Origin of the sequence: Mycobacterium sp. ACS4331 (assembly GCF_001667265.1) — a bacterium.
Lineage (GTDB): Bacteria > Actinomycetota > Actinomycetes > Mycobacteriales > Mycobacteriaceae > Mycobacterium.
In genome coordinates, this window is record NZ_LZHW01000072.1 from 25,073 (window position 1) to 36,313 (window position 11,241).

Here is an 11,241-nt window from a genome sequence, read left to right on the forward strand (position 1 = left end):
GCGCCTGTCATGCGACGTCATTGATACGTAAGCGCAATCTGTTACGTTCCGCTAAGGATCTCATCGGCCCCCGCGGTGGGGCCGGTGAGGTACTTCACAGTGCCGTTTGACGTGCGGGGACGCGGTGACTGATAAGGAAGGCGGCCCACCGTGGAGGCCACCCGAAGCACGTACGCGTCCCGCGGCAGGGTCGGATCACGGCCGGTGAAATCGGCGATGCGCTTGAGTCGGTAGCGAACCGTATTTGGATGAACGAACAATGTGCGTGCGCATGCCTCAATTGCTCCGCCGGAGTCCAGGTACGCATCGAGGGTCTCCGTCAGGGCCGGACCGGCGTCGGCGAGAGGCCGCATCACGTCCGAGTGCAGCGCGGCGATGGCGGACTGATCGCCCATCAGCGCGCGCTCGGGAAGGAGTTCGCGCGCCGACACCGGCCGTGGCGCACCGGACCATCCCGCGACGGCGTTCATGCCGGAAATCGCTTCGCTGGCACTGTGATACGCGGCCGCCAGGGACGGCGCCGTGGGACCGACGACCACTGGGCCGTCGGAGAACGCGTTCAGGAGTTCGGTGAGGAATTTGTCAGTCGGCGACAGCTGACCCGACACGATCGCGACGAGCCAGGTGCCGTGCACATCGACCAGGGCTGCGCGGCCATGGCGGTTTGCGGCGTCGCGGACGTCGTTTGCGGCCATCTGCGCGCGATCGGCCGGCGGGGTGCCGACGACGACGGTCGCCGGGGCCGTGGTGTCCCAGTTGAGGGCGGCCGACCGCGACAGCAGTTCGGGGCCTGTGTCGCCGCGGACCACGGCGTCGACGACGGTGGCCTCCATACGCGTGTCCCAGGCGCCGCGCGCCTCGGCGGCGTCGGCATAGGCCTTGGCCGCGGCGAAGGCCAGGTTGCGGCTGTACCGCAGGATGCCGATGGTCAGCGCGGTCGTCTGCTCGTCGTTGCGCGCCAGAAGGGGCATCACCTGCTCGAAGTGCTCCATGGCCACCCGCACCATGTCGACGGTCTGGCGCAGCGCGATCCTGCGGGCCAGGTCCTGGGGGACCAGCGCGAAGGCCTCGGCGGTGTAGCCGACGTCGCTGTCCGGGTCGTTGAGCCACTCGGCGAAGTTCACCACCGCGGTCTGCACCACCAACTGGACGCTGGCGCGCTGCGAGGCCTCCAGTTCGGCGAAGAACGGCAGGCGTTCCTGCATCGCCTGCACCGCGTCGGTCGCCATTCGGCCCGAATACTGCTTGACGCGCCTGCGCAGCGACTCGGGAACGTTGTCGAGCACCTCCAGCGGCGCACGCGATGTCGCGAACGGATTGTCGGGCATCCCTAAAAGCTACGCGCTTTTTCTGGCAGAAGCCCACAGTCCCTGCGCTGTGGGGGTGCCGCAGGACCCGCGAGGCTGCGGTGAGTGCGAGAAATCCCGGTTCGGGGCGCACTCACCGCAGTCTCTGCAGAAGATGTGAACGCTAGGCGCTGCCGGTGTCCTTGAACGACACGCCTGCGGCGTACACGTCGTCGATCCGGTACTCCTTGGCCGCGGCGACGGCCACCGACGGATCGATCTCGCCGTCCCGGGCCAGCGCCTCGAGCACCGCGACCACCACCGACTCGGCATCGGTGTTGAAGTAGCGGCGTGCGGCCGGTCGGGTGTCGGAGAAGCCGAACCCGTCGGTGCCGAGGGTGACGTAGGTGCCGGGCACCCACGGCCGGATCTGCTCCGGGACCGCGCGCATCCAGTCGGACACGGCGACGGCCGGGCCGCGGGTGTCCTTGAGCACCTTGGTGACATAGGCCTCGCCGGCGGGCCGGTCGGGGTGGCGCAGGCGCTCCTTCTCCAGGGTCACACCGTCACGGTTGAGTTCACCCCAGCTGGTCACCGACCAGACGTCGGCGGCCACATCCCACTTGTCGGCAAGCATGTCGGCGGCCCGCAGCGCCTCCGGCATGGCCACCCCGGAGGCCAGGATCTGTGCGGTGTTGGTGCGCTTCTCCGTCGCCGCCCGGAACCGGTACATGCCCCGCAGCACACCCTCGGGATCGAAATTCTCGGGCTCGGCCGGCTGAACATAGGGCTCGTTGTAGATCGTCATGTAGAAGAAGACGTTCTCCGGGTCCTCGCCGTACATGCGCTCCAGACCGCTTTCGACGATGTGGGCGATCTCGTAGGCGAACGCCGGATCGTAGGCCACCACAGCGGGATTGGTGGAGGCCAGCAGAAGCGAATGCCCATCGGCATGCTGCAGGCCCTCACCTGTCAGGGTGGTGCGGCCGGCGGTCGCGCCGAGCACGAATCCCCGGGCCATCTGATCGGCCGCGGCCCAGAACCCGTCGCCGGTGCGCTGGAATCCGAACATCGAATAGAAGATGTAGATCGGGATCATCGGCTCGTTGTGCGTGGCATACGAGGTCCCGACCGCGGTGAACGACGACGTCGACCCGGCCTCGTTGATGCCCTCGTGCAGGATCTGGCCGACTTCGCTCTCCTTGTAGGCCAGCATCAGTTCGGCGTCCACCGCGGTGTACAGCTGCCCGTTGCGGTTGTAGATCTTGAGGCTGGGGAACCACGAGTCCATCCCGAACGTGCGGGCCTCATCGGGGATGATCGGCACCAGGCGGGGCCCGATGTTCTTGTCCCGCAACAGTTCCTTGAACGTCCGCACGGTCGCCATGGTGGTGGCGACCTCCTGGTTGCCGGACCCCTTCTTCAGCGGCTTGTACACGTCCCGGCCCGGCAGCGTCAGCGCCGTGGACTTGGTGCGGCGCTCCGGCAGGAATCCGCCGAGCGAGTGCCTGCGGTCGAGCATGTAGCTGATCTCCGGCGCGTCCGGCCCGGGGTGGTAGTACGGCGGCAGGTACGGGTTGTCCTCGAGTTGAGCGTCGCTGATCGGGATCCGCTGAGCGTCGCGGAAGTCCTTGAGGTCCTGCAGCGCAAGCTTTTTCATCTGGTGCGTGGCGTTGCGGCCCTCGAAGTGCTTGCCCAGGGTGTAGCCCTTGATGGTCTTGGCCAGGATCACCGTGGGCTGGCCCTTGTGCTCCATGGCGGCCCGGTAGGCGGCGTACACCTTGCGGTAGTCGTGGCCGCCGCGCTTGAGATTCCAGATCTCGGCGTCGGTCATGTTCTGCACCAGGGCCTTGGTGCGGGGGTCGCGGCCGAAGAAGTGGTCACGGACGTAGGCGCCGTCGTTGGCCTTGTAGGTCTGGTAGTCGCCGTCGGGCGTCGAGTTCATCAGGTTGACCAGCGCGCCGTCGCGGTCGGCGTGCAGCAGCGCGTCCCACTCGCGGCCCCACACCACCTTGATGACGTTCCAGCCCGCACCGCGGAAGAACGACTCGAGTTCCTGGATGATCTTCCCGTTGCCGCGGACGGGGCCGTCGAGGCGCTGCAGGTTGCAGTTGACGACGAAGGTCAGGTTGTCCAGGCCCTCGTTGGCGGCGACCTGGATCAGGCCGCGCGACTCCGGTTCGTCCATCTCGCCGTCGCCGAGGAACGCCCACACATGCTGATCGGAGGTGTCCTTGAGGCCGCGGTCGTGCAGGTAGTGGTTGAACCGGGCCTGGTAGATGGCGTTCATGGGGCCCAGACCCATCGACACCGTCGGGAACTCCCAGAAGTCCGGCATCAGGCGCGGATGCGGATACGACGGGATGCCGCCGCCGGGATGGCTGTGCTCCTGGCGGAAGCCGTCGAGCTGGTCGGCCGTCAGTCGGCCCTCGAGGAATGCGCGGGCGTAGATGCCGGGGGAGGCGTGGCCCTGGATGAAGATCTGGTCGCCGCCGCCGGCATGGCCCTTGCCGCGGAAGAAGTGGTTGAACCCGACTTCGTAGAGCGCCGCCGACGACGCGTAGGTGGAGATGTGTCCGCCGACGCCCACGCCCGGGCGCTGGGCCCGGTGCACCATGATCGCGGCGTTCCACCGGATCCACGCGCGGTAGCGGCGCTCAACCTCCTCGTCGCCGGGGAACCACGGCTCGAGTTCGGTGGGGATGGTGTTGACGTAGTCGGTGGACGTCAACGAAGGGATGGCCACCCGCTGCTCGCCGGCCCGCTCCAACAGTCGCAGCATCAGGTAACGGGCCCGGGCCGGACCCGACCGCGCCAGCAGATCGTCGAAGGACTCCAGCCATTCGCCCGTCTCGTCGGGGTCGATGTCGGGCAGGTAGGACGCCACGCCTTCACGAATGACACGAACCCGGTCAGGTTCTGCTGCGGCGCCTGAGTTTTGGGCCAGGTCATGGCGCACGAACTCGGTAGTCAACGCTACTCCTCAGTAGGTGGCGCGGGGATTTCCCGCGCTCAATGCCTATCCTGCCTTCTCGGGCGCATTCACGGTGATCGGATCCCCCTGGCGCCCTCAAAGCGGTGCCTGGACCGGTAACGTCATCGGCTGTGCTGACCCGAATCAGGCATACGGCACCGCTGGCGGCGGGCGTGGCCGCCGCCGTTGCGCTGGGGGTCGTCGGATGCACCGCACTGACTGCGGGGGACGCCACGGTGGACGCCGCCGACGTGCCCGAATACCGCACCTCGGTGTCGGTGTCGCGCTCGGCTGCGTCGGTGACCTCGAGCGAGAAGGAGGCCGCGCGGCAGGCGTCGCTGACGACCGAGGCCGCGCACAGGGTCTGCGAGACGATGAGCACCACCAGTGCGCAGGCCATCCAGACCGTCAACGCCTACGTCGCGGCGGTGAACACCGGGGGAGACATCGAAGGCACGCTCGGCCCGGCGCGTGATGCGTTGACCGGCAGCGCTGACCAGGTGTCGGCGCAGGTCACCGACACTCTGCCGGTCGAACTGCGGGACGCGCTGGCCGCCTGGGCCGAGGCCTCGCGCGCCGCGGGTGCCGTACTGGCCGCCAACGGTCCGGCCGCGGAGTTCAACACCGAGGTGGACCGGGTCAACACCGCCCGCGAGCGGGCGTTGGATCTGTGCGATTCGACCTACTGAACCCGACGATTTGCGAGATCCTGACGCGTTGGTCGTGAACAGCCGATTCGCCTGTGCGACGATAAGTGCCATCGGTCATCTATCCAGTTCATCTTCAGGAGGTCACACCTTGGTCGCGGCGGACGGCGCCTCGAACTACGCCCGAAAGCTGGGCATCCAACGAGATCAGGCCGTACAGGAGTTGGGCTGGGATGAGGACACCGACGACGACATCCGTGCCGACGTCGAAGAGGCCTGCGGCAGCGAACTTCTCGACGAGGACGCAGACGAGGTCATCGACGTCGTCCTGATGTGGTGGCGCGACGACGACGGAGACCTGGTCGACGCGTTGATGGACGCCATCACCCCCCTCGCCGACGACGGCGTGATCTGGGTCCTGACGCCCAAGACGGGCCGTACCGGCCACGTGGCGCCGGCCGACATCGCTGAGGCCGCGCCGACCGCGGGGTTGATGCAGACCTCGTCGGCCAACCTCGGTGACTGGACGGGCAGCAGGCTGGTGCAGCCGAAGTCGAAGGCCGCGGGACGGCACAGCTGATGCTCGCGGTCGGCGCGCACGCGCCAGACTTCACCCTCAAGGACCAGAACGGACAGCCCGTCTCACGTTCGGGCTATGAGGGCTCCAAGAACCTGTTGATCGTGTTCTTCCCGCTCGCCTTCACCGGAATCTGCCAGGGCGAACTCGACGAGATCCGCGACAACCTGCCGCGCTACGAGAACGACGACGTCGCCACGGTGGCCGTCTCGGTCGGTCCGCCGCCGACGCACAAGGTGTGGGCCACCCAGAACGGGTTCCTGTTCCCCGTGCTGTCGGACTTCTGGCCGCACGGTGCCGTCGCGCAGTCCTACGGCGTGTTCAACGACGTCGCCGGGGTGTCCAACCGCGGGACGTTCCTGGTGGACAAGTCCGGCGTGATCCGGTTCGCCGAGTGCAAGCAGCCCGGTGAGGCGCGGGATCAGTCGGTGTGGACTGAGGCGCTGGCGGCGCTCTGAGGGTGCCTGCGTCGAGAAATTGGCTTCTCGGCGCGGGTATTGGGTAGCCTGCCACGGCACGGGCGTGTAGCTCAGTGGTAGAGCTCTGGTTTTACACACCAGCGGTCGGGGGTTCGAAACCCTCCGCGCCCACTTCTGGATCTTGTCGTTCGAAGCCGTGCTCTCGGCAGCAGCATCGGCGCGGTGCTCAGACCGCGAGTCATGTCCAACCTGGTCGGTGAGGCTGCCAACCGGAGCCGACTACTGGGATGGCACGGGCCACATCCGGTGGTGAGGCCGCGGAGGTGGTGCGTCATGCGTGCTTGCATACCGAGCATTGGCTTTCCGGGATTGTCGTGACCTCGATTCGGCGCTTACGCATCTGTACCTGCAGCCGGTTCAGCACGCGGGGATCATCGAGAGGCAGATCCTGGATGCGGCTTGCGGCGTCCTGCACGATCTCGACACTGTCGTCGCAATCCCACAGCGCCAGTGAGTATCCGAAGTTGTATGCGGTGCGGTAACGCACGCCGCAAATGTCAGTGCCGGCCGGTTGATCCTCGAAGATGCCACGGGCCCACTGCTGTGTGAGGGAACGCGGTTCGTTGCCGTCGGCGAGCGTGGGCAGCGCCCCGATCGCCAAGGCGGCACCCTTCTTGGTCAGGTCAAACAAGGGCAGTGGACGCGTCGGAGTGACAATCGAGACCCGATACATCGGGCAGATCGCCGCGACGCCGGCTTCGCCGAACACCTCACTGGCGGAGGTGGCCAAATCTTCACCGACATAGAGCACCCGACGTCCCGTCGGATCGAGCTGCGGCGGGCTGGCCTCGTGGTGGTGGTCCAGCCGATAGAGCGGACCGAACAGCCGAAACGTAGCTCCGTCGGGAGTGTGCGTGCTGCGGTGGTAGACCCGACACCACCGCCATCGTGACGCATCGGGCTGTGGTGTCCACTGCCATCGGAAGCGCGCCTTTGGCAGCGGACGCAGTGGCGGGTCGAGCCGCCTCACCATCCGGCGGCAGTCAGACCCTGCGCGAGTGCGATCACGGACGCGCTGCCATTCAAGGCCATCTCGACCCGAGGTGAGCGTCCGTCGAGCCCGGGCTGCGACCCAGTCATCCACCGCGACAGACTGACCACCCCGCCGGGAAAGACGGCCTGCAGAGTGTCGAGGTCAGGCAACACCCCGGCTGGGTCGTCTGGATCGAATTGCCACCGGGGCAGGCGCCACTCTCGGCCGACTTTGAGTCCGACGAGTTTTCCTGCGCTGAGCTTGGCGGTGATGCTCTGTGGCGTGACGGCGAGGAGTTCGGCGGCTTCGTCGCGGCTGATGCTCTCGGCGGCGAGTGTGTGTCGCTGCGCGAACTGTTCTTTGAGGTCAGTGAACACTGCATGCGATGCCGTGACCGAGTCTGGAGCAGGTCCCCAGAACTTCTCGTCGAGCCCGTCGTCACGGTCTGCGGTGGCTGCCGACTCCAGACGGTCACTCTCGGCGTCGGTGGCTGCCCTGACGACGGCGGCGACGGATGCGCGTAACTGACGGCGATCGATGTCTTCGGCGTCCGTCACCCGTGGTTCTACGACCGCGTCGACGGCAACGATGGCAAGGCCGGTTTCGCGAAGGGCGCGCTCAAGGACGCCGCGCTCGGGTCCTGCCAGGGGGAGATCGTCTGGGACCCGGTCGGCTATGTCGTCGGTTGCGACCGGCTCAAGCACGAAGATCTCCGTCAACATAACAACCTCCCCTACGCAGGATACGCAATTTACAAAGGTTGCGCTGCGATTGATTTCAGACGGTGCCGGAGTCAAGCTGAGAGCTTCGCGGCCAGCAGTTCGACGCGCTCGTCGTCGAGGTCTGTCCGCAGTCGCCCACCGCGGTCGAGCGTGACCATCCCGTGCAGCGCTGACCAGACCACCTCTGTCAGGGTGTCGGGGTCCCGCTCCCGTGAGATCGCTGCGACGGCGGCGCGCAACTCGGCGAACGCCTCCTTGAGTGGGGCCGGGGTGTCCTCGGCGGCGAACCGCAACCCGGTGGCGCGCAGGAACATCGCGTCGTAGAGGGCTGGGTTGTCCCGCGCGAAGGACAGGTAGGCCTGGGCCGTGGGGATCAACGGTGTCTCGCCGGAGGTGGTGCGTGCCTCCCGCAGTGCCTGGGCCAGCTCCCGGAATCCGTCGACGGCGAGTGCCTCGGCGATGGCCTCCATGCCGGAGAAGTGTTTGTAGATCACGGGCTGGCTGTACTCGATCTCCGCGGCGAGGCGGCGCGTGGTGACCGCGTCCCACCCCTCCGACTCCGCCAGCGTGCGGGCGGTGTCCAGGATCAATCGATGGCGTGCGGCGCGGTCGCGGGCGCGGCGGTCCTCGATGGGCACGGTCGGAGCGTATCAGCGCTAGGAATGCTAGCGATGCTATTGACGCAACGCGCGGCCAGGGTTAGCGTTGCTAACACCAGCCGATCGGAGCGGTGAACATGGCAGACGCAGCGGCCAGCCTGGCCATCGCCGTCGCGATGCTGCTGATCTGGCTGGTCCTGTACCTGCGGATCAGCGCGCCGATCAACCGGCAACTCACCGCGGCCACCAATGCCGGTGGCGCGCCCGCGAATGCGCGTGAACTTCAACGTGAATGGGATCGAATCATCAACGCCCGAGCCACGATTCAGGGTATGGCAGTCACCGCACTGTGTGTGGCCCTGGTGCTCTGAGTGAAGGAGCTGGAAATGACGAACAAGACTGTCGTCCGACGGATCATGCGGGCCGCGCCGCTGTTCAACGCACCGGTCACGGCTTTGTCGAACTCACGGCTCTTCGGCCGGATCATCGGCCGCAACGTCACCGTCATCACGTACACGGGACGACGGTCCCGCCGTACGTTCAGTACGCCGGTGGCCTACCGCCGGACCAGCGACGGCCTGCAGATCGCGGCTAACCTGCCCGATGCCAAGACCTGGTGGCGCAACTTCCTCGATGGCGGTGCGCCGATCTCCGTCAAGCTCGACGGAGTCGACCGCGCCGGACACGCTGTGGCCCACCGGGACGGGCGTGGACGCGTCACTGTGGACGTCCGCCTCGGCGCGGATTAATTCAAGCCGGCGAGAGCCTTTCGGGCGGCCTCGAGTTCGGCTTCCAGTGCTGCGACTTTGGCGGCCTGCTGGGAGCGTGCCTCGTCGATGATCGCGTCGATCGGGGTGGAGAGGTCCTCATGGAGTTCCCTGGCCGCACGCGAGACGGCGGCGGCAGCGACCGCGACGTCGCGGGCCAGGAAGGTGCTGCCCTGCTTGAGTTCCGCGCGCCATTCGCCGTCGGCGGTACCGATGACGGTCAGGGTCAACTCGAGCGTCTTGGCTTTGCGGCCGGCCGCCTTCTTTGCGGGGGCCTTCTGGGGCTGCGCCTCCGCGGAGGGGGGTGTGAACTCGGTGGACCCAGCTTCCGGTGCCAGGGTGTCTGCAGTCATCGTCACGCGAATCAGTAGAACACACGTTCGACTGTGGGTAAAGTCAGGCCGAGAGCCTACTGGGAAACCACTGCGGCGCAGGTGTATTGCGGCCCGACTTCGTCCGAAACCGTTGGCCCGCCGGGTCAACTGTTCAGGACGTCGAGTGCGTGCAGGGCGAACTGGAGTGACAGCGCGGTTCTGGGTTCTTCGAGTTCGACTCCGAGAATGCGGTGCAGCCGATTCAGGTGTCCGTAGAGGGTGGGCCGGCTCATCAGGAGATGTCGAGCGGTGGCGGCCTTGTTGCGGCCCTGGTCGAGGTAGGCGCGCAACACGTCGAGCAGCTGGTCGCGGTCCTCGTGCGGCAGGCGCAGCAGCGGCGCCAGTTGCCGTTCGGTGTAACTCTGCAGCGAGCTGTCGTCCTGCAGCAGGCGAAGCAGGCCGTGCACGCCCACGTCCCGCATGCGGTAGTAGGGAAGTGTCTCGGCGCCGTCGGCGGCGGCGGCCACCTCGGCGGCTTCGTTGCAGGAACGGCGCACCTCGGAGAAACGTGTGACCGTGGTGCCGAAGCAGATGGTCGGGACGGGCAGCTTCTTCGGTCTCGTCGCGCCTCGGGCGCGCTCAGCGAACCTGCCCATCGCGGCTTCCAGGGCGCGCTCCGACGATGCGAACAGCAACAGGCGGATCTGGTGGGACATCATTGGCCCCGCCAACATCGTCACGTTGCAGTCGCGCGCGACCCGATTGACCCAGGCGAGGACCTCGCGGGCATCCCCACTGGGACTCTTGCCGCGGGTCTCCGGCTGCCTGACAAACTTCACGCAACCCCCAGCGAACACCTGATTCTCGACTTTGAGGCCATACGCCTGGCAGCGGGCGACCGCGTCCTCCTCGCTGAGGTAGCGCTGTTCGTAGAGGACGTCCAGCAGTGTCTCGCGTGCGCGCCACTCGAAATCGTGGTCGTCCGCTGCTAGAAGCCGTTGCAGGGCAAGCGCATCCGAGGTGCGATCGGCAATCAGCCGATCGGAGGTGGTGGGTTCCCGGTCGAGTTGGACGACCAGGCGGCCCCACCGTTCGTCCCGCGTGCCAACACTGATCAGCAACGTGCCCGTCAGGGAGTCGAAGGCACTGTCCTCTGCCGACTGCCACTTGAGTGACCGCTCACGCCACTGCGTCACGACTGCGGGTGAGGTGTCGCCGGACGGAGCGAACCCGATGAGCCGGTGGGCGAGGTCCTCGAGCAGTACGGGGCGCTGTAGGAGACCGTAGGCGTGCTGCAGGATCTCGTCGGGAGAGGGGTCGGTCAAGCTGAGCCGATTGAACGAGGCCTGCATTGACGCGATCCGCTCCAGCTCCTGGGTGTGCCTGGACAGGATCAGCCGGTGCACGCTGTGGGTGACGTCGACGAACCGTGTCGAGCGGCCCAGTACGCCGAGGGCGAGGCCGAGTTCCTCGGCGCGAGCCACCGCGGCGGGCGGGAATTCGTCGAAGAACAGTCCGAGTTCGAGGAGCAGGCCGGCCGCCCCACGCTGCGTCAACACTTCCAGCACCGGCAGCCAGTCCTCGGGACGGTTCTGCAGGCCCATTCCGCTGGTCAGGACCAAATCGCCGGCGTTGATGAACTGCGCGAGGTCCGGCTGCTCGCACACGTGCACCCACCGTACCGGCCGCGTCGTCCATCGTTCGGAGACCAACAGCCGGGGTTGACCGTCGAGCACCGCGGGCAGGTTCAAGATATCCGCGACGGTCGGCAGGATCGCGTCCGAGGGAGTTGCAGAAACGTCAAACATCGGCCGTGATCCTACATTTTTGTAGCGGTGTCGCGTCCGTCCGGCGGCTTACGCTGATCGTCATTCGGCGCCCGCCAGTGGCGCAGATCACCTGA

12 protein-coding genes and 1 tRNA gene are annotated in these 11,241 nt (G+C 66.9%); 6 read left to right on the forward strand and 7 right to left on the reverse strand.

Features of this window, described 5'->3' with window-relative positions; translation table 11 throughout:
• Window positions 1-41: 41 nt before the first annotated feature.
• Window positions 42-1,328, reverse strand: a complete 1,287-nt coding sequence (locus tag A5727_RS16450) for a PucR family transcriptional regulator (RefSeq protein WP_068251546.1) — start codon at window positions 1,326-1,328, stop codon at window positions 42-44.
• A 142-nt stretch (window positions 1,329-1,470) separates the two neighbouring features.
• On the reverse strand, window positions 1,471-4,260 hold the full coding sequence (gene aceE / locus A5727_RS16455; RefSeq protein WP_068251549.1) for a pyruvate dehydrogenase (acetyl-transferring), homodimeric type: 2,790 nt from the start codon (window positions 4,258-4,260) through the stop codon (window positions 1,471-1,473).
• A gap of 131 nt (window positions 4,261-4,391) precedes the next feature.
• Between aceE and A5727_RS16460 the strand changes: the two genes are divergently transcribed.
• From A5727_RS16460 to A5727_RS16475, 4 genes are all read left to right on the forward strand, one after another.
• The gene (locus A5727_RS16460; RefSeq protein ID WP_157521417.1) at window positions 4,392-4,949 is read left to right on the forward strand and encodes an Rv2240c family protein; all 558 of its coding nucleotides are present in this window, start codon (window positions 4,392-4,394) and stop codon (window positions 4,947-4,949) included.
• A gap of 109 nt (window positions 4,950-5,058) precedes the next feature.
• Window positions 5,059-5,487, forward strand: coding sequence for a DUF3052 domain-containing protein (locus A5727_RS16465; protein ID WP_068251552.1), 429 nt, complete (start codon window positions 5,059-5,061; stop codon window positions 5,485-5,487).
• Complete coding sequence (locus tag A5727_RS16470) at window positions 5,487-5,942, forward strand: peroxiredoxin (protein ID WP_068251554.1); 456 nt, start codon at window positions 5,487-5,489, stop codon at window positions 5,940-5,942. The genes A5727_RS16465 and A5727_RS16470 overlap by 1 nt, the downstream gene beginning before the upstream one ends.
• A gap of 60 nt (window positions 5,943-6,002) precedes the next feature.
• Window positions 6,003-6,074: transfer RNA gene (locus A5727_RS16475), tRNA-Val, on the forward strand.
• 160 nt (window positions 6,075-6,234) lie between these two features.
• Here the strand turns inward: A5727_RS16475 and A5727_RS16480 are convergent.
• The 3 genes from A5727_RS16480 to A5727_RS16490 all read right to left on the reverse strand — a co-directional run bounded on the left by A5727_RS16480 (window position 6,235) and on the right by A5727_RS16490 (window position 8,296).
• The gene (locus A5727_RS16480) at window positions 6,235-6,789 is read right to left on the reverse strand and encodes an RES family NAD+ phosphorylase (protein ID WP_231992113.1); all 555 of its coding nucleotides are present in this window, start codon (window positions 6,787-6,789) and stop codon (window positions 6,235-6,237) included.
• A 140-nt stretch (window positions 6,790-6,929) separates the two neighbouring features.
• Complete coding sequence (locus tag A5727_RS16485) at window positions 6,930-7,733, reverse strand: helix-turn-helix domain-containing protein (RefSeq protein WP_231992105.1); 804 nt, start codon at window positions 7,731-7,733, stop codon at window positions 6,930-6,932.
• Complete coding sequence (locus A5727_RS16490; RefSeq protein ID WP_068251560.1) at window positions 7,730-8,296, reverse strand: TetR/AcrR family transcriptional regulator; 567 nt, start codon at window positions 8,294-8,296, stop codon at window positions 7,730-7,732. The genes A5727_RS16485 and A5727_RS16490 overlap by 4 nt, the downstream gene beginning before the upstream one ends.
• 98 nt (window positions 8,297-8,394) lie before the next feature.
• Between A5727_RS16490 and A5727_RS16495 the strand changes: the two genes are divergently transcribed.
• On the forward strand, window positions 8,395-8,628 hold the full coding sequence (locus A5727_RS16495; RefSeq protein ID WP_068251563.1) for a hypothetical protein: 234 nt from the start codon (window positions 8,395-8,397) through the stop codon (window positions 8,626-8,628).
• A 15-nt stretch (window positions 8,629-8,643) separates the two neighbouring features.
• Window positions 8,644-9,006 (forward strand): hypothetical protein, encoded by a 363-nt coding sequence (locus A5727_RS16500; RefSeq protein ID WP_068251717.1) that lies wholly within the window; start codon window positions 8,644-8,646, stop codon window positions 9,004-9,006.
• Here the strand turns inward: A5727_RS16500 and A5727_RS16505 are convergent.
• Both A5727_RS16505 and A5727_RS16510 read right to left on the reverse strand, forming a co-directional pair.
• Entirely contained in the window at window positions 9,003-9,383 is a 381-nt protein-coding gene (locus tag A5727_RS16505) for a DUF6319 family protein (RefSeq protein WP_502687686.1), read from the reverse strand. The genes A5727_RS16500 and A5727_RS16505 overlap by 4 nt on opposite strands.
• A 119-nt stretch (window positions 9,384-9,502) precedes the next feature.
• The gene (locus tag A5727_RS16510) at window positions 9,503-11,146 is read right to left on the reverse strand and encodes a PucR family transcriptional regulator (protein ID WP_068251569.1); all 1,644 of its coding nucleotides are present in this window, start codon (window positions 11,144-11,146) and stop codon (window positions 9,503-9,505) included.
• Between the last annotated feature and the right edge of the window lie 95 nt (window positions 11,147-11,241).

Bases quoted from the DNA above. Each gene is read 5' to 3' on its own strand.
- A5727_RS16450 (WP_068251546.1), bottom strand. From the start codon at position 1,328: ATGCCCGACAATCCGTTCGCGACATCGCGTGCGCCGCTGGAGGTGCTC.
- A5727_RS16470 (WP_068251554.1), top strand. From the start codon at position 5,487: ATGCTCGCGGTCGGCGCGCACGCGCCAGACTTCACCCTCAAGGACCAG.
- A5727_RS16495 (WP_068251563.1), top strand. From the start codon at position 8,395: ATGGCAGACGCAGCGGCCAGCCTGGCCATCGCCGTCGCGATGCTGCTG.
- A5727_RS16500 (WP_068251717.1), top strand. From the start codon at position 8,644: ATGACGAACAAGACTGTCGTCCGACGGATCATGCGGGCCGCGCCGCTG.
- A5727_RS16510 (WP_068251569.1), bottom strand. From the start codon at position 11,146: ATGTTTGACGTTTCTGCAACTCCCTCGGACGCGATCCTGCCGACCGTC.